The 16,487-nt window shown below is 64.1% G+C and carries 17 protein-coding genes; 10 read left to right on the top strand and 7 right to left on the bottom strand.

Translation table 11 applies throughout. The annotated features are described in order from the left end of the window. Nucleotides 1-3 precede the first annotated feature (3 nt). The gene (locus AAFN84_RS03280) at nucleotides 4-1,023 is read right to left on the bottom strand and encodes a TRAP transporter substrate-binding protein (RefSeq protein WP_347513076.1); all 1,020 of its coding nucleotides are present in this window, start codon (nucleotides 1,021-1,023) and stop codon (nucleotides 4-6) included. Nucleotides 1,024-1,176: 153 nt separating this feature from the next. Between AAFN84_RS03280 and AAFN84_RS03275 the strand changes: the two genes are divergently transcribed. The 10 genes from AAFN84_RS03275 to AAFN84_RS03230 all read left to right on the top strand — a co-directional run bounded on the left by AAFN84_RS03275 (nucleotide 1,177) and on the right by AAFN84_RS03230 (nucleotide 10,957). Then, nucleotides 1,177-2,199, top strand: coding sequence for a LacI family DNA-binding transcriptional regulator (locus AAFN84_RS03275; RefSeq protein WP_347513075.1), 1,023 nt, complete (start codon nucleotides 1,177-1,179; stop codon nucleotides 2,197-2,199). Nucleotides 2,200-2,556: 357 nt separating this feature from the next. Beyond that, entirely contained in the window at nucleotides 2,557-3,252 is a 696-nt protein-coding gene (locus AAFN84_RS03270; protein ID WP_347513780.1) for an IclR family transcriptional regulator, read from the top strand. A 52-nt stretch (nucleotides 3,253-3,304) separates the two neighbouring features. After that, nucleotides 3,305-4,957, top strand: coding sequence for a hypothetical protein (locus tag AAFN84_RS03265; protein ID WP_347513074.1), 1,653 nt, complete (start codon nucleotides 3,305-3,307; stop codon nucleotides 4,955-4,957). Further along, nucleotides 4,954-5,682 (top strand): hypothetical protein, encoded by a 729-nt coding sequence (locus AAFN84_RS03260; protein WP_347513073.1) that lies wholly within the window; start codon nucleotides 4,954-4,956, stop codon nucleotides 5,680-5,682. Before AAFN84_RS03265 ends, AAFN84_RS03260 begins: the two co-directional genes overlap by 4 nt. Then, on the top strand, nucleotides 5,679-6,662 hold the full coding sequence (locus AAFN84_RS03255) for a membrane dipeptidase (protein WP_347513072.1): 984 nt from the start codon (nucleotides 5,679-5,681) through the stop codon (nucleotides 6,660-6,662). The genes AAFN84_RS03260 and AAFN84_RS03255 overlap by 4 nt, the downstream gene beginning before the upstream one ends. A gap of 2 nt (nucleotides 6,663-6,664) precedes the next feature. Next, nucleotides 6,665-7,720, top strand: coding sequence for an ABC transporter substrate-binding protein (locus AAFN84_RS03250; RefSeq protein WP_347513071.1), 1,056 nt, complete (start codon nucleotides 6,665-6,667; stop codon nucleotides 7,718-7,720). A gap of 79 nt (nucleotides 7,721-7,799) precedes the next feature. Then, entirely contained in the window at nucleotides 7,800-8,648 is an 849-nt protein-coding gene (locus tag AAFN84_RS03245) for an ABC transporter permease (protein ID WP_347513070.1), read from the top strand. A gap of 2 nt (nucleotides 8,649-8,650) precedes the next feature. Continuing rightward, nucleotides 8,651-9,445 (top strand): ABC transporter permease, encoded by a 795-nt coding sequence (locus AAFN84_RS03240; RefSeq protein ID WP_347513069.1) that lies wholly within the window; start codon nucleotides 8,651-8,653, stop codon nucleotides 9,443-9,445. Nucleotides 9,446-9,472: 27 nt separating this feature from the next. After that, nucleotides 9,473-10,549 (top strand): ABC transporter ATP-binding protein, encoded by a 1,077-nt coding sequence (locus AAFN84_RS03235; RefSeq protein ID WP_347513068.1) that lies wholly within the window; start codon nucleotides 9,473-9,475, stop codon nucleotides 10,547-10,549. A gap of 3 nt (nucleotides 10,550-10,552) precedes the next feature. Beyond that, nucleotides 10,553-10,957, top strand: a complete 405-nt coding sequence (locus AAFN84_RS03230) for a Rid family hydrolase (RefSeq protein WP_347513067.1) — start codon at nucleotides 10,553-10,555, stop codon at nucleotides 10,955-10,957. 15 nt (nucleotides 10,958-10,972) lie between these two features. Here AAFN84_RS03230 and AAFN84_RS03225 read toward each other — a convergent pair whose 3' ends face one another. From AAFN84_RS03225 to AAFN84_RS03200, 6 genes are all read right to left on the bottom strand, one after another. After that, entirely contained in the window at nucleotides 10,973-11,737 is a 765-nt protein-coding gene (locus AAFN84_RS03225; RefSeq protein WP_347513066.1) for a tyrosine-protein phosphatase, read from the bottom strand. Further along, the gene (locus tag AAFN84_RS03220; RefSeq protein WP_347513065.1) at nucleotides 11,737-12,555 is read right to left on the bottom strand and encodes a carbohydrate ABC transporter permease; all 819 of its coding nucleotides are present in this window, start codon (nucleotides 12,553-12,555) and stop codon (nucleotides 11,737-11,739) included. Before AAFN84_RS03220 ends, AAFN84_RS03225 begins: the two co-directional genes overlap by 1 nt. Further along, complete coding sequence (locus AAFN84_RS03215; RefSeq protein WP_347513064.1) at nucleotides 12,545-13,480, bottom strand: sugar ABC transporter permease; 936 nt, start codon at nucleotides 13,478-13,480, stop codon at nucleotides 12,545-12,547. The genes AAFN84_RS03220 and AAFN84_RS03215 overlap by 11 nt, the downstream gene beginning before the upstream one ends. 53 nt (nucleotides 13,481-13,533) lie before the next feature. Then, nucleotides 13,534-14,835: an ABC transporter substrate-binding protein gene (locus tag AAFN84_RS03210; RefSeq protein WP_347513063.1), complete on the bottom strand. Its 1,302-nt coding sequence runs from the start codon at nucleotides 14,833-14,835 to the stop codon at nucleotides 13,534-13,536. 29 nt (nucleotides 14,836-14,864) lie between these two features. Continuing rightward, a complete protein-coding gene (locus tag AAFN84_RS03205; protein WP_347513062.1) occupies nucleotides 14,865-15,713 on the bottom strand; it encodes a metallophosphoesterase in 849 nt (282 codons plus the stop codon). 103 nt (nucleotides 15,714-15,816) lie between these two features. Continuing rightward, complete coding sequence (locus AAFN84_RS03200) at nucleotides 15,817-16,443, bottom strand: helix-turn-helix domain-containing protein (protein ID WP_347513061.1); 627 nt, start codon at nucleotides 16,441-16,443, stop codon at nucleotides 15,817-15,819. Between the last annotated feature and the right edge of the window lie 44 nt (nucleotides 16,444-16,487).

Below are 16,487 nucleotides of genomic sequence, written 5' to 3'. Positions count from 1 at the left end.
CGATCAGGAAATGGCCCGGATCTTGTCGTAGAGATCGCCGTACTTTTCGCCGAAACGCTCGTCCACGAGCTTCGACACCGAGTCGCGGAACGCATCGACCTCGAGCCCTTCTTCTGGCCCGATGACGGTCATTCCGAGCTTGCGCAGTTCCTCGGTCTCCTTCTCCTCATTGTCCTGGATCGCCTTTGTCGCACGATCGCGGATGTCCGAGGCCGCGGCGGTTACCGCTTCCTTGTGGGCGTCCGACAGGCCCTGCCACGCATCCTCGTTCATCACCACCACCTCGGCATTCGCCATGTGGCCGGTCAGCATCAGATGCGACTGCACCTCATAGAGCTTCACATTGAGGATGACGTTGACGGGATTCTCCTGCCCGGCGACGACGCCGGTCGCCAGAGCGGTCGGCACTTCCGACCAGTCGACGGGGACAGGTGCTGCACCCATTCCTTCGATCGCCGTCTGGTAGATCGGGAACGGAACGGCGCGGATCTTCTCGCCGGCAAGGTCGGCGGGGCTGTAGACGGCCTTGTTGGCGGTCAGGTTCCTGCGGCCGAAATAATGGGCGTAGATGACACGCACGTTTGCCGCCGCGACCAGGCCCTCGTTCAGTTCCTGCATCACCGGGGAATTGACGTCCATCACCTTCATGAGGTGGTCGACGTCGCGATAGAGATAGGGGGTGTCGAGGGCCGCGAAGGGTTCGTAGAGCGACCCGATACCACCCGCAGTATTGTGGGTCAGCGCAATCGTGCCCAGTGAAGCGGCTTCGGCAAGTTCCTGGAGTTTGCCGAGCTGCGAGGAGGGAAACACCTCGACGAGCAGGTCGCCGCTCGAATGTTTGCCGACGGCTTCGGCGAACCAGTCGGCCTGGGCACCCGCGACGCTGGCCGGCTCGTTGTTGTGGCCGTATCGAAGCGTGACGGACTGGGCGGATGCCCAGCGTGGCGTCATCGCAAGCGCACCGGCGCCCAGGCCAAGCGCCATCGCGCCACGACGGGTGAATGAGTTGATACTTCCTGCCATGCTGTCCTCCCTTGACGTGTTTCGAGGGCCGCCGGAATCGATCCAGCTTCGAAACTTGCTCCTCTTGACAAGAGGCTATGAAGCATCATGCTTCACGTCAAATAACCATTTTTGAGGTTTTTTGAGGTGCAGTCAGATCGCTTGGTCCCGTCGATGGCCGATGTGGCGGAAGAAGCGCGCGTATCGTTGGCAACCGTCGACCGCGTGTTGAACCGCCGCAAGGGGGTCAAGGTCCGCACTGTCGAACGCGTGCTCGCCGCCGCCGTCGAGCTCGGCTACATGAGCGCCGACGAGCGAGACCGTCTGTCGACACGGCGCCCCGCCAACGTCGCGTTCCTGCTGCCCATGGGCGCGAATCCCTATCTGCGTCTGCTGGGTGACAAGGTGCGCGCGATCACCGACACCCGGGTGCGCGACGAGGCGCCGGTGCGCTGCTTCTTCATCGACAGCTTCAACGCCGAGGCCCTCGCCACGGCATTGCGCCACCACGCCCGCTGGGCGGACGGCATCGCCTTCATGGCCATCGACCATCCGCTCGTGCGCGAGGCGGCCGAGGAAGTCGGCGCCCAGGGAACGCGTCTCGTGACGATCGTCTCGGACCTGCCGCATGCCGCGCGCGAATACTATGTCGGGCTCGACAACCAGGCGGCCGGGCGGACCGCTGCGTACCTGCTGGGCCGCTTCTGCCGCGCCCGTGAAGGCAGCGTCGCCTTGGTGGCGGGTAGCCGCAACTACCGGGCCCATGCCGAGCGGGAGATGGGGTTCCTCAGCCTCATCGAGGAGGCACATCCAGGGCTGAAGGTTGTCGGCATGCGCGAGGGGCACGACGACCGCAACGAAAACTACCGCCATACGCTGTCCCTGCTGGAGCAGAATCCGGATCTCGTCGGCATCTACAATGTTGGCGGCTCCTCCGACGGAATTGGACGCGCCCTGCGAGAACAGGACCGTTCGGACAAGGTGGTGTTCATCGGTCACGGACTGACCAGCGACACCCGACGACTCCTCATCGAGGGGACGATGGACGTGGTGATCAATTCCGATCCCGACCAGGTCATCGCGCAGACTCTCGCCCGCTTCGCGCGGCCATTCGATGCCGCGAGGGGCGATGTCCGGCAGCGACCGCTCAACATGGAAGTCATCTTCCGCGAGAACATTCCACCGCAACTTGCCTGAGCGCCGGCCGCCGCAGCACGTGACGTGCCTACTATCTTGGCCAACCCAGGACAGCCCTGTTCCGCGCTCCACGCGCGATCCGGAACGCCTTGCGGCGGAACGGCATCCGGCCCGTATGAGGCTTCAACCTTTCCGGCTAACAACTTCACGCCGCACCGCGACGATTCAATGGCGCGCCAAACCGGAGAGATTCCAGCTACTTGAGCCGGCTTCGGCTTCTGGCCCCAGTGGGTTGTGGAAAAAATCTTGAGCGTGTGGATTGACAGGATTGGATGATGACGCAATTCTGTATTTGTTATGGAGACGTCATATTCAAATAGAATACAAGAAGAGGGAGGCGTCAGGCCGTTGTCGACGGTGCTGAAGACGCTTTCACTTCTCGATATTCTCGCCGCCAGCGCCCGCCCGATGCGCCTTCCGGAGGTCGCCGCGGCATCCGGCCTGTCGCGCGCCACCGCCTATCAGCGTCTCCTGACCCTGATGGAAGCAGGCTGGCTCGAACAGGACGACCAGCTCCGCTACCGCTTTTCAATGCATGTCACGCGGTTTGCCGCTGCAGCGCTCGAACAGGCCGGCCTCGGCAGCCGCGTCCAGCCTGTGCTGGAGCGACTGGTGGAAGACGTTTCGGAGACGGCGTCTCTCGCTGTGCTGGACCGCGGCCTGCCCTGCATCATCTCGCGCGTCGAGTCCGACAGCGTGCTGCGCGCCGAACAGAAGATCGGCACCACGATGTCTCTCGAAGGCTCGGCATCGGGACGCATCCTCACCGCCTTCGCCGACGAATCCACGCTTCGCCGCCTGCAGGCGGGCGGCGAGCCGCTGGCGTCGAGCGATATACTGGACGCCGCACGCCGCGACGGCTTCGCCTCGTCCAGCGGCTACACGCAGGTCGGCGTGCGGGCCATCGCAGCGCCGGTTTTCGACATTCACGACAAGTGCGTGGCCACGCTGTCGCTGGTCATGCCGGAAATGCGCTTCGACCTCGACCGTTTCAGGGCGCCGCTGCTGCGCGCCGCGGCCGAGGCGACACGCATCCATCGGGGAGAACGATAGGACCATGCAAACCGTTGGCGCAGCGGCATATCCCAGGCCGCAGTCAGATCTGATGAGGCCGCAGCGGCTTGCCGCGCTTCAGCCCAGCCGCGTTTCGATCACCCGCGCGCTCGTCAACCGCATGCTGCGGCAGCGCTGGGACATTTCCATCCAACGCTTCGATGTCGACGCGTCCGCGAGCGGCACCGTCGTCTATTCCATCAAGACCCCGGGACAGGAGTTCTCGTTCATCGGCTTTTCGCATCCTCCCAGCCGAAAAGCGCGAACCGGCCGCATCATCGGCCGTGCCTGGGACATGATGGGAACCCTCAACGAGGGGCCGGCGACAGACGCCGACATCGAAGCCGCGCGCCGCGAATTGCCAAAGCTCTATCGCGGCCGCGCGACCAAAAACGCGCTGGTCTGGTGCCGCGCGAACCGTTCCATGCGTGTCTTCGACTATACGCTATCGCAACTTGCCGCAGGCCGTCAGCCGGACATGCAGGAACTCTCCCAGGTCTGCTACCTGATGCGCAACACCGGTCTCGACGGCAACGGCACGTTCGGGACGAAATCCTTCCCCTCGCTGGGTCGCGATCACCCACTGGGTGGGCCGCTGCAGGCGCAGCTTCTGACCGCCTATCTGATGCGGGAATATTCCTGCGATCTCGTCGAACACCTCGCCCGCCTCCAGTCCGACACCGCCGTTTCGCTCGACCCCGCGATCCGCCGCTTCCTCGGTGTCGGCAATGGCTCGGCACTTGGCCTGATCTTCTTCGTCCACAAGCATCCACGCCTCATCGGAAGCTGGCTCGCCGCGCGCGAAAAGGCGATCGCGTCGGCACTTGCGCTCGAACTCGCCCCCGCCGATCCGCGCGTCGGCGAACTTCTGGCCCTGCTGCGCCGCGCCGCCACCTTCCGCCGGCAGGACAAGATGATGTATGAAAGTTTCGCATCGAGCGCGCAGATTGCCGACGATGTCGACACGATCGCTGCGGCTCTCGAACGCTTCGCAGCAGACGGGATGGTCGACGAGGCCGCCACCACGCGTCCGCTCCAGACGCTGGCGCACAAGTTCGACATGAGCGTCACGCCGGAAGCGCTGGAAACCTTCCTTTCGCTGGTCATAGAACTGGTTCCCCTCGAAGCCGACGCGCTTGCCGCCACGGTCGAAGGTGCGGACGAATTCACCCTCGATCCGACCGAAAGCGTGGGCTCGCTGGCGTCGCATCTGCGCGAAGCCTATGGCTGGGCGCTCGAAGAGGACCTGTCCTCCCCGGCATCGCGACGCTTCGTCTGGTACAAGTCGGAGACGGCGGAAGAGCCGCGCCGCGGCCTGCGCGAAGAGGTGCCCGAGGCAATCGATCTCGGCCTCGACATCTGCGGCGACCTGCAGCGCCTTGTGGCCGATCTCGATGCCGTCGCAGCGGATACGCCCCTATCGCGTGTACTGATGCGCCACCCGGAGCACCGCTATCTCACGGCGCGTGTCCAGGGGCTACGCAATGCGAGCTTCCATACACCGATGGGCAACATCAATTCCGAAGAGTTCACGCCGATCGACCTCGTGCGCCTGATGAATGCGGGCCTGCACGGCATTGACAAGACTCGCGATTTCCTGCGCCGCAATCTGCGCGGCGTTCTCTACCACGGCGCCCCGACGCCGGACGAGATCCGCGCCGGCGGCTCCGCGTTCTGGGCCTATCCGGAAGAACCCGTCCAATGAACGCCGCGACCGAAACCACGCTCCGCGTCATGCCGCGCGAGATGCGCATGATGAGCGAGCGCATCCTGTCCCTCACCGGCCTGCCCAAGGGCTTTGTCCTTGCGGAGACCGATATCATCATGCTGTCACAAGGTCTGGGACTTGGCGGCTTTGCCCTCATCGAGGATCGCTTCGACGCGCTGAAGCTGGCGGACCCCGCGGCCATCACCATTGCTTCGGAAGATGGCCCGGTGCTTCGGCTCGACGCGGCAGGTCAGCATGCGTGGGTTGCCATACCTTCGCTGCTCGACCTCGCCGGCGAACTGGTCGCCCGCTTCGGCACAGCGGAAATCACCGTCGCCAATGTCGTCGACGAGAGCGAATTGCAGGTCGCGGCCGAGTACGGGCGTCGTCGCGGCCTTCGCATCGCGCTGGATGCGAATGACGGGCATCTTCTCCTCGCGACACCTCTCCGGCTGGCAGGCGACCTGGCGACCGACGAGCCAGTTCTGTGGAGCCTGCTCACCGACGGCACGCCGATCGCCGCCGATCTATGGTGGCGCATCTACGAGCGCGCCCAGAAGGCCCTCACACCCGACAGCGTGGTGTCGCGCCGCCACGCCGGGCCGCTCATCGTCAATGACGACGGCACCGTCATCGGCCGCCGCGACAATGACGACGAGACCGACATCAGCTTCCTTGCCGCTCCGGATGGCGGCCGCGAAACGGAAAGGCAGACCTCATGATCATCGACGGACTGCAATGCGGTCATTTCGACCGCCAGGCGTTCCAGTCCCTCCAGACCGCGGGCGTCGGCGGCGTTGTCGTCACCTGCGGCTTCTGGGAAGGCGCGGTTGAATCGCTCGACTCGCTCGGTCGCTGGCGTGACCTCGTACGCGACAATGCCGATATCTGCGAAATCGCCACGACCTCCACTGCGGTGAAGCGCATTGGCGAATCCGGCAAGGTCGCCGTCATCCTCGGCTACCAGAACGCCAACCTGTTCGATGCGCGCATCCGCTTCGTCGAGTTCTTCGCCGAACTCGGCGTCCGGGTCGTGCAGCTCACCTACAACAACCAGAACGAACTCGGCGGAAGCTGCTACGAAGCGGAGGACTCCGGCCTCGCCCGTTTCGGCAAGGAAGTCGTGCGCGAGATGAACAAGGCCGGCATCCTCGTCGACTGCAGCCATGTCGGCGACCGCACGACGCTGGATGCCATCGAGGCATCCGACAAGCCGATCGCGGTCACCCACGCCAATGCGCGCTCGCTGTTCGACCACAAGCGCAACAAGTCCGACGACGTGCTCAAGGGCCTGAAGGAAACCGGCGGCGTGATCGGCTGCGCGGCCTACCGCAACATCACTGGCGACGCGTTCTGCAAGACGATCGAGGCATGGTGCGGGATGGTTGCGAAGACCGTCGACATCGCCGGCATCGACGCCGTCGCCATCGGCACCGACCGCAGCCACAACTTCACCGCGCCGGACTATGCCTGGATGCGGCAGGGCCGCTGGACGCGCGGCGTCGACTACGGCGCCAGCGCAGCAGGCCGGCCGATCAAGGCGCCACCACCCGACTGGTTCCAGACCGTCGAGGACATGAACGTCATCCCCAACGGCCTCCGCAGCGTGGGATTCTCGGAAGAAGAGGTCGCAAAGATAACCCACGGCAACTGGCTTCGCCTCTACGAGGCGACCTTCAGGACAACAACAGAGGAGAACTGATCATGACCACCTATCGCATCGGCCCCTCGGGCCTCATGACACCGACGCGCCGCTCGTTCCTCAAGACCACCGGTGCAGCCTTCGCGGCCGGCCTCGCCATGCCGCACATCGCGCGTGCGCAGTCGAAGGAACTTTACATCAACACCTGGGGTGGACCGTGGGAAGAGGCGGCGCGCGCCAATCTCTTCGATCCGTTCACCGCAGAAAGCGGCATCGAAATCCGTACCGTTTCCCCGGTCTCGTTCGCCAAGCTGGCCCAGCAGGTCCAGACGGGCGTCTACGAATTCGACATCACGACGCTCGGCGGCGCCGAATTGGTGCGCGCCAACCAGGCAGGCATCATCGAGGATCTGGAAGCGCCGTATGAGGGTGGCCTGTTCGAAAACGGCGTTGGCTCGCACGCCTTCGCCACGGTGATTGGATGGCGCACCGACAAGTACCCGGACGGCGGCCCGCAGAACTGGGCCGATTTCTGGGATGTCGAGCGCTTCCCCGGACCGCGCTCGCTGCAGCGCTATCCTGCCCGCGTCATCCCGCTGGCGCTGCTTGCCGACGGCGTCGCGGTGGAAGACCTCTACCCGCTCGATCTCGACCGCGCCTTCGCATCGCTCGATCGCATCAAGGAGCACGTGCTGGTCTGGTGGACCGCGGGTGCCCAGTCCACGCAGATCCTGCGCGATGGCGAAGTCGACATGATCGGCATCTGGCATGGTCGCTATTTCGAGGCGGAAGAAGCCGGCGCGCCCGTCGCCATGACCTGGAATCAGGGCCAGATCGACCGCGCCTACTGGGTGGTCGCAAAGGACTCTCCGAATATGGACATCGCCAAGGAATTCGTTGCCTTCGCGACCAGCGGCGAGCCGCTTGCCAACTTCGTCAAGGCTGCGGACTACGGACCGCTCAATCCCGCCGCCAACGAGTACATCACCGAGGAGGAAGGCGCGCGCATGCCGACCTCTCCGACCAACTACCCGCAGGTCTTCGAGCAGGACATCGCAAATCTCGGTGCCGATCCGGAAGAGATTTCCCAGCGCTTCGAGGAATGGCTTGCGACCTGATCGCCAACCGGGGTCCGGGCGCACGTCGCCCGGACCGCTCCTCGCCCCGTAGGTCAAACACAGGACCCAGCGACTCCTCATGGGCACGACAATCTCCCGACTTGCCCAGCGGCCCAACCTCTGGCCCTGGCTGCTGCTGACCCCGCTCGCCGCCTATCTCGCGGTGTTCTTCGTCGTCCCCCTGGCCGACGTGGCGATCATGAGCTTCACGCATCCGCGTCCGACGCTCGCCAACTACGAGCGTGCCCTGACCGGCGCGCTTTACCAGCGCGTGTTCATCAACACATTTCTGACCGCAGCCCTCGTGACGGTGTGCTGCCTGATCGTCTCCTATCCGCTGGCCTATCTGATGAACCATTCGCGGCCGCGAACCGCGATGCTGATCCTGCTGCTCGTCACCATGAGTTTCTGGACCAGCTTCCTGGTCCGCACCTATGCCTGGATGGTCATTCTCGGCAATAATGGCCCGCTGGTCGCGCTGATGCAGTCGCTTGGAATCGAACAGCCGCCGCAGATGCTGTTCACCCGCTTCGCCTCGACGCTGGCGATGGTGCACATGCTGGCCCCCTACATGATCATGAGCATCTATTCGGTGATGCGGAAGATCGATCCGGCGCTGATCCGCTCGGCGGAGAGCCTGGGCGCGCGCGGCTTCTCGCTGCTGCGCCACGTCTATCTGCCGCTGACTGCGCCCGGCATCGCCAATGGCTGCGTGCTGGTCTTCGTCATCTGCCTCGGCTTCTACGTCACGCCGGTGCTGCTCGGCAGCCCGCGCGAGCAGATGATTGCCGGCCTTATCGGCACGCAGATCGAGGAGTTCCTTGCCTTCGGCATGGGCTCGGCCATGGCGATGATCCTGCTCACCGTCACCCTGATCGTGCTCGCGATCTACCACCGCCGATTCGGCCTCGACAAGCTTTGGGGATGACCATGGACCGCTTCATGCGCATTGCCGGCGTCGTCATCATCATTTTCGTCGCGGCACCTTTGGTAGTCGTCGTGCCGATGTCGTTCTCCGACGCCAACTCGCTCCAGTTCCCGCCAACCGGCTACTGGCTCGGCTATTACCGCGCCTATTTCAGCGACATGCGCTGGCTGCAGCCGACATGGAACAGCATCATCATCGCGATGGCTACCATGGTGCTGACCATGCTGCTGGTCGTGCCGGCGACCTTCGCGCTGGTGCGCTACCGCTTTGCAGGCAAGAACATCGCCGACCTGATGATGCTGATGCCGCTGGCTGTGCCGCACATCGTCATGGCCATCGGCTACTATTCCTTCCTGGGCAATCTCGGCTTCGTCCACACCCATCTCGGTGTTGTCGTGGCCCATACCTGCCTGTCGGTGCCGATCGCCTTCCTCGTGCTGTCGGCCAACCTCAAGGGCTTCGACCGCACCCTGGAGCGGGCCGCCCAAAGCCTCGGTGCCAGCCCGATCCGTACGTTCCGGCACGTGACCCTGCCGATCCTGCGGCCCGGCATCATCATCAGTGCGCTGTTCGCGTTCATCCAGTCTTTCGATGAAACGGTTCTGGCAATCTTCATCTCCGGCCGTGACGCCGAAACGCTGCCGCGGCGGATGTTCGACAGCATTCGCCAAGAAGCCGACCCCGTGATCGCCGTGATCTCGACGCTCCTCTTCGTGGTCGTCCTGGTCGCCCTGCTGACACCCTTCGCCTGGAACGCCCTGCAAGAGCGCCGACGTGCCGCTCTAGCGCGGCGCTGACCACGGCGAGAACCCTTGGAACACGCTATGACGAGCTATCTCGAACTGACCGACGTCAACAAGACTTTCGGCGACTTCACCGCGCTGGACGGCGTCAATCTCTCGGTCGAGAAGGGCGAGTTCGTCACCTTCCTCGGCCCCAGCGGCTCAGGCAAGACGACGACGCTGATGATCATCGCCGGCTTCGAGAAGGCCACGCGCGGTGACGTGATGATCGAAGGCCGCTCGATTTCCGCCCTGGCGCCCCATGAGCGCAACATCGGCATCGTCTTCCAGAACTACGCGCTGTTCCCGCACAAGACGGCTGCCGACAACGTCTACTTCCCGCTTCAAATGCGCGGCGTTGGCCGCACCGAGGGCCTGAAGAAGGCCGAAGAGATGCTCGGGCTCGTTGGGTTGAAGGGCTTCTCGCATCGCTATCCCAAGGAACTGTCCGGCGGCCAGCAGCAGCGCGTGGCCCTGGCGCGCGCACTTGTTTTCGAGCCCTCGCTGCTGCTGCTCGACGAACCGCTCGGCGCGCTCGACAAGAATCTTCGCGAACAGATGCAGATCGAGATCAAGCGCATCCAGCGCTCACTGGGCGTCACCACCATATTCGTCACCCACGACCAGTCGGAAGCGATGTCGATGTCCGACCGCATCGTCGTTTTCGAGAAGGGCGAGATCCAGCAGGCGGCCACCCCGCTCGACATCTATCACAAGCCGCAGACCCGCTTCGTCGCCAACTTCGTCGGCGAGAGCAACCTCGTCCCGGCGACGATCGTCGATGGAACAAAAGGCGTCGCGCGCACGCAGGCGCTGGGCGATTGCGACTATCAGCCGGCCGCGCCCCTGGATGCCGGCCGCCCCGTCAGCCTGCTGATCCGCCCGGAACATATCAAGCTCTCGCGCCAGCCGATCGACGGTCGCAAGAACGTGTCGATGCATGTCGACACCATCGTCAACTACGGCGACAACGCGCTGGTCATCGGCAATGTCGGCGACCAGCAGATGCGCGTTCGCGTGCTTGGCCGCGATGTCGTGGTCATCAGGGAAAACGAGGATTGTACGATTAGCTGGCCATCCGAGGCCGTCTTCGTCATTCCCGAAGGCAAGGGAGCCTGATCAATGGCCGCGATCAATCCAGATTTGACCGAAGGTCTCATCCAGCGTCTCGGCGTCGGCAGCCGCGCCAGCATTGCGACGATCCTCAACGGCACCGGCTATTTTGCCGTGACCCCCGAAGCGCCCTATGACGGCAACCTGCCGGCAGCCGAACAGGCGCGCCAACTTCTCGCCAAGGCCGACATTCGCCTCGGCAAGATCGGCAGCGACAAGGGCAAGCTCGCCTTCGTCGCGATCATTCTTGCCGACATGGCCGACTACGCGGCGGTCAACGAAGTCTGGGACGGTTGGCTCGTCGGCGTCGAACCCCCTGCCCGCGCCTGCTTCGAGGCCCGGCTCGCCAACCCGGCCCTCAAGGTCGAGATGATCATTGTCTGCGCTGCTGCCGGCGACAAGCCGCAGGATTGACGGGCCCGGGTCCCATCATTCCGCAGCGACGGCGTCCCGTAGACGGGCGCCGATGCGGTCGATGCGCCGTCTCTCCACGCCGCCATCCGCCAGATAGGCCGAGAACCCGCCATAGCGGCCATCGACATGGCGCAGAAGCGAATGCATCGTCGCCGGTTGGCATGCGAGCAACCGCGTCGCGATCGCCTCGTCGAGGCCGCGCTTGAGCGCCTGCCCCTTGAGACGTTCGAGCAGCGGCGCCGCGATGCTGCCCGTCAGCGCATAGTCGGCGGCGATCTCATCCCCGTGGACGCCCGCCAGCGAGAGGAGCATCGCCGCAACCAGCCCGGTGCGATCTTTGCCGGCGCTGCAGTTGAACAGCACGATGCCGTCCTGCGGCGCGTCGTCGATCTCTTCGATGACCTTGACGAGCGCCGGGCGGCAGCGATCCGCAGCATCGGCATAGCGTTCGGCGAGTTCGAACGTGCCGGCCCCCGTCGTCAGCATATCCACCGGCGCGAGCGCCTCGAAAAGCGGCACATGACGGTACGCCACCACAGCATGGGCTGCGAACGGGCTGGGCTGGTTGGCAAGTTCGGCATTGCTTCTCAGGTCGACGACGGTGCGCAGGCCGAGCTCCAGCAGGCGCTCGACGTCATTCTCGTCGAGGCCGTGCAGGCCGTCGGCGCGCAGCATCGACCGCCAGCGCGTGGTGCCGCCACCGGCCACCGGGTACCCGCCGAGGTCGCGGACGTTGAAGGCGCCCGTCAGGCGGATGTGGCGTTCGAAACTGGAAGACATCAGCGGATACCCGATTTCATGAAGGATTCGACGACCTGCCTCTGCAGGACAAGGTAGAGCGCGAGGATAGGCAGAGACGCCAGCGTGGCGGCGGCCATGAGGAGGCCCCAGTCGTTGCCTTCCTGCGTCATGAAGAACTGCAGCCCGATCTGGACCACGGCATTGTCCATCTTTCGGATCAGCAGCAGCGGCCAGAAATACTCGTTCCATGCCGAGATGAAGCAGAGGATGGAGATGGAGGCGAGCGGTGCGCGCAGGTTCGGCACCACGACTTCGACTAGGGTCCTGAAGCTGCCTGCGCCATCCATCCGCGCTGCTTCCACAACCTCGCGCGGAAAGCCGCGCATGGCATTGTAGAGCACCAGAACCGCGAACGCCGCGGCCGCGTTGGGAATGACCAGCCCGGCCAGCGTGTCGAGCAGCCCCAGCCGAGTGGCCAGAACATAGTTGGGAATCATCACCACCTGGAACGGCACCAGCCATGACAGCGCGATCAGGGAATGCGCGATCCGGCCACCGGGAAAACGCCACCGCACCAGGGCCCAGGCGGCGAGCAACCCCGTGAGCACCTGCGCCAGCGTCGTCGCCGCGGCCATCACGAAGGTGTTTCCCAGAATGCGCAGGATCGGCATGGCGTCCATCACCGCGCGATAATTGTCGAGCGTCGGGGCGGTAGGAAACAGCAGCGTGGAGAACACCTCGTTGCTGGGCCGGAACGACGTCTGCACCATCCAGTAGACCGGGAAGATGGCCAGCGCGGAAAGCACGATCATCACCGCATGGGCGCCCGCTTTACGCGCCTGCGAGCTATTCGTCATAGAACGCCATCCTCTTCATGATCCCGAGGCACGCCAGAGCGATGAGGCCGAAGACCGCGAAGACGAGCATTCCCGCGGCCGTGCTCCAGCCCGCGGCCATCGTCTTGAAGCCGTATTCCCACATCACGAAATAGACGTTCGTGGTCGAGCCCAGCGGGCCGCCCCCGGTCAGCGCGTTGATGTAGACGAAGCTCCATTGCGCGCCGAACAGGATCGTCATCATCGTCAGCAGCAAAATCGTCGGAGACAGCAGCGGCAGCCTGATATCGCGCACGATCTGCCAGTTGGTGGCACCATCCATGCGTGCCGCCTCGACATAGCTCGGATTGATGCCCGCGTCGGCTGCCGCGAACAGAAGCGTCGAGAAGCCGATCAGCTTCCACCCGGTGATCCAGACCAGCGTCCACAACGCAAATTGCGGGTCGCGCAGGAATCCCACCGCTTCGAAACCCATCGCCTCTATCCAGTGATTGACGAGGCCATGATCCTCGTTGAGCAGCCAGCGCCAGACGATTGCCGCAACAATCGGCGCGACGATCATCGGCACGAAGATCAACGCCCGATAGAGATTGCGCAGCGGCCCGCTCAGTCCCGCCGTCATCAGTGCGACCACCAGCGGAATGCCCACCGATAGAGGAAGCAGCCCGGCCGTATAGAGAATTGTATTGACCACCGCTCGCTGCATGTCGGGCAGTGTGAGCAAATTCACATAATTCCCCAAGCCGACGAATTGCGGTTGGGATCGCGGCAACATGTTCCACTGGTAGAAGGACAATTCGAATGCCTGCAACAGCGGCACGTAGGTCCACACGGCAACCACGGCGAGCGCCGGTGCGAGGTATAACCAGGGCTCGGCGGCCCGCAGCCGCAGACGCGGCATCGCGGGGGCCGTCGCCGGGCGAGCGGAAATGGCGGTTTCGGTCATCTTGGTCTTGGTGGTTGGTGCCGGGGCGCTCGGCCCCGGCACGGGATGCAAACTTAGTTGGACGGCATCAGCGGCTGCGCCGTTTCCTGTGCCGTGCGCAACACCTCGCGTGGATCACCATCGCCGAACACGGCCTCGGTCATCGCTTCCTTCATCATGTTCTCGACCTGACGATAATTCGGACCGGGAAACGCGACGTTCGGTGTCAGGCGGTCGAGCTGCTCGATGTTGGCCTGAAACTTCGGGTTCTCCGCGAGCCAGCCCTTCAGGTACCGATCGTCCGTCAGTGTCGCCGGGCGCAGGGGAAGATACCCGATCTTGGAGGTGATGGTGGTGTAGGCCTCGTTGGAGGTGAGGAACTTCATCAGCTCCCAGGCCGCACGTTGCTTCACCGGGTCCTGCGAGAACATGAACACGGCCGAACCGGAATTGGTCGGTGCGGTCGGCTTTTCGCCGAATGACGGCATCGGCGCGAGCCCGAGTTCGAAATTTCCCTCTGCCGCCTCCTCGAACCGGCTCAGGACCGCCGACGTGAACAGGAACATGCCGAGATTGCCGGACTGGAACGTATCCATGTGCGATGCGACGTCGATGCGTGCATGCGCACCGGAATCCATCAGGTCGCGCAGCATCGCCACGGCATCCGCCTGGTTCTCGTCGGCGAAGGTGAGCGTGTTGCCCTCGCGCACCTTGCCGCCATTCGACATGACGATCGACTGGTAGACGAATGTGCCGTCGATTGGACCGTAGGCGCCCGGGAAGAAGCCGTGCTTGCCGGTCTTCTCGGCGATGGCGATGCCGGCCTGCTTGACGTCGTCCCAGGTGCGCGGCGGCTGGTCTGGGTCGAGGCCGGCCTCACGGAAGAGATCGCGGTTGATGAACATCACCGGCGTCGAGAAGACATAGGCGAGCCCGTAGGTCTTGTCGTTCACCTCGCCCAGCGCCAGTCCGTTGGGCACAAAGCCTGCCGCGTGCGCGGACAGTTCGTCGCCGACGACATCTTCCAGAGGCTGCGCGCCAAGCTGCTCGGCGGCATAGATCAGGTCGCGGAAGACGAGCTGCGCGACGTCGACCTCGAGGCCTGCGATCATGTCCGCCTGGACACGGCTGAGCACCTCGTTCGACGGCACGCCGACCGGCTCGATCTTGATCATCGGATTGGCCTTCTCGAAAGCCGCGATGAGTTCGAGCGTCGCCTCGCGGCCGAGACCGGCAGACGCGAGATTGTAGTTGTAGAAGGAGATCGTCACCGGCTCGGTGACGCTGTCGGCCATCTGGGCGGTTGCCGTGCCGGCGCCTGCTCCGGCGAGAATGCTCGCGCCAAGCGCCAGCGTCAGGAAGTGCCTGCGTATCATCGGAATATGTCCTTTCATGACGGGGAGGATCATTCGGCCGCGACCGGAACCGGCGCAGCGCGTTCGCGCATCAGCGAAAGCGGATAGACGTTGAGTTCGGCGCGATCGGTCGGCAGCGGCACGAAGGCCATCGTCAAGCCGCTCGAACGGATGGTGCCGATGCCGAATGTCGATCCGCGCACCATGCGCAGCACGTCGGTGCGCAGGATGTCGGTCGCCGCATGCTGGCCGGTCCCGACGATGACGGGAATGCCATGCCAGATCGAGACGCGGTCGTGATGGATATGTCCGCTCAGAATGCCAAGCACATTGCGTCCGCGCAGCATCTCGCCAAGCCGCACCGAATGCTCGTGCACGACGTGGCGCCAATGCGTGACGTCCGGCCCCTCGCCCAGCGCCGGCGGATGGTGGCAGACCACCAGTTTCGGAAGCGCCGCATGGGTGTCCAGCACCGTCTCCAGCCACGCGAACTGCGCTTCCTCGATGCTGCCGCCGATGAAGCCCGGCGTGCTCGAGTCGAGCGTGATGATGTGCACGCCGTCGATGACGCGGTCATGGTGATACGGCGCCTCCAGGTCCTCCTGGCGGCCATGCATGCCGGTGTAGAAGCCTGCGCGCGTGTCGTGGTTGCCGAGCGCGTAGATCACCGGGAGCCCGGTTGCATCCATCATGTCGCGCAGCGCGACGTAGCTTTCGGCATCGCCGCGATTGCTGAGGTCGCCACTGGCGACGATGAAGCTCGGCTTCGGCTCGATGGTCGCGACGAGACGCAGGATTTCCTCCAGCGTCTGGCGTGTGTCGCTGAACAGGTGATCGTCGTTTGCGGGATCACCGATGTGCAGGTCGGTCAGATGAACAAAGGTAACTTCCTGCGCCATGTCTCGTCTCCGTGTTGGAACGGGACTGGCCTATCGGTCCGCTATATCGCGCGCATGACACTCTTCGAACGCTGTTTGAATCGGCGGCCGGATACGATGCGCCTCAGCCCGGCCTGCGGAACATCGGCACGACCACTTCGACAATGCGTTCGATCACCTGCCCCGCATCCGAGAAATCGATCGTGTGGTCGGTGAGGACTTCGTTGCGCGAGCGGCTGCGCGTGACCTGCGAACGAATGCCCAGCGCGCAACTCATCCGCCAGCCGATCTCGGCTTCGCTCAGCCACGGTGCCAGCAGCCTGAAATAAGGCATGAACACGCGATGATGCTCGATGCCTTCGATCACCGGGCGATAGAGATCTGGCTCGCGGCTGCGCTGCGCCATCGAGGTGAAATGCGAAAGCACGCGGTATTTGGAATTGGGCTCGAGGCTCCATCGCACCGAGGGTCCGATCAGTGCGGCGATGATGTCTTCGAGCCGAGGTGGATTCGGCGAAGCCTTCTGCACTGCCGCGTTCAGCAGCGACAGGCGTTCGGCGTTGAGACGCTTGTAGACGCGTTCCGCCGTCGCGATGATCAACTGCTCCTGCGAGCCGAAATGATAGCTGACAGAAGATGGTGTCGTGTGCGCGTGGGCCGCCAGCCGGCGAACCGTCAGTTCGTCGACGCTGTCCACCTCGCACAGAAGCGCTTCGCATGCGTCCAGCAGCCTGCCAGGGGTTTGGCTCACGGCGGTCCCGATCCTTGCGGTTTCAGCCGGCGGCACTCTGCGCC

This window comes from Mesorhizobium sp. CAU 1741 (genome assembly GCF_039839275.1).
GTDB lineage: Bacteria > Pseudomonadota > Alphaproteobacteria > Rhizobiales > Rhizobiaceae > Aerobium.
The sequence above is the reverse complement of the archived record's forward strand: the minus strand, read 5'-3'. Positions and strand labels throughout refer to the sequence as shown.

Coding starts and splice junctions, on each gene's coding strand:
- AAFN84_RS03280 (WP_347513076.1), bottom strand. CDS start 1,023: ATGGCAGGAAGTATCAACTCATTCACCCGTCGTGGCGCGATGGCGCTT.
- AAFN84_RS03275 (WP_347513075.1), top strand. CDS start 1,177: ATGGCCGATGTGGCGGAAGAAGCGCGCGTATCGTTGGCAACCGTCGAC.
- AAFN84_RS03265 (WP_347513074.1), top strand. CDS start 3,305: ATGAGGCCGCAGCGGCTTGCCGCGCTTCAGCCCAGCCGCGTTTCGATC.
- AAFN84_RS03260 (WP_347513073.1), top strand. CDS start 4,954: ATGAACGCCGCGACCGAAACCACGCTCCGCGTCATGCCGCGCGAGATG.
- AAFN84_RS03255 (WP_347513072.1), top strand. CDS start 5,679: ATGATCATCGACGGACTGCAATGCGGTCATTTCGACCGCCAGGCGTTC.
- AAFN84_RS03250 (WP_347513071.1), top strand. CDS start 6,665: ATGACCACCTATCGCATCGGCCCCTCGGGCCTCATGACACCGACGCGC.
- AAFN84_RS03245 (WP_347513070.1), top strand. CDS start 7,800: ATGGGCACGACAATCTCCCGACTTGCCCAGCGGCCCAACCTCTGGCCC.
- AAFN84_RS03240 (WP_347513069.1), top strand. CDS start 8,651: ATGGACCGCTTCATGCGCATTGCCGGCGTCGTCATCATCATTTTCGTC.
- AAFN84_RS03235 (WP_347513068.1), top strand. CDS start 9,473: ATGACGAGCTATCTCGAACTGACCGACGTCAACAAGACTTTCGGCGAC.
- AAFN84_RS03230 (WP_347513067.1), top strand. CDS start 10,553: ATGGCCGCGATCAATCCAGATTTGACCGAAGGTCTCATCCAGCGTCTC.
- AAFN84_RS03225 (WP_347513066.1), bottom strand. CDS start 11,737: ATGTCTTCCAGTTTCGAACGCCACATCCGCCTGACGGGCGCCTTCAAC.
- AAFN84_RS03220 (WP_347513065.1), bottom strand. CDS start 12,555: ATGACGAATAGCTCGCAGGCGCGTAAAGCGGGCGCCCATGCGGTGATG.
- AAFN84_RS03215 (WP_347513064.1), bottom strand. CDS start 13,480: ATGACCGAAACCGCCATTTCCGCTCGCCCGGCGACGGCCCCCGCGATG.
- AAFN84_RS03210 (WP_347513063.1), bottom strand. CDS start 14,835: ATGATACGCAGGCACTTCCTGACGCTGGCGCTTGGCGCGAGCATTCTC.
- AAFN84_RS03205 (WP_347513062.1), bottom strand. CDS start 15,713: ATGGCGCAGGAAGTTACCTTTGTTCATCTGACCGACCTGCACATCGGT.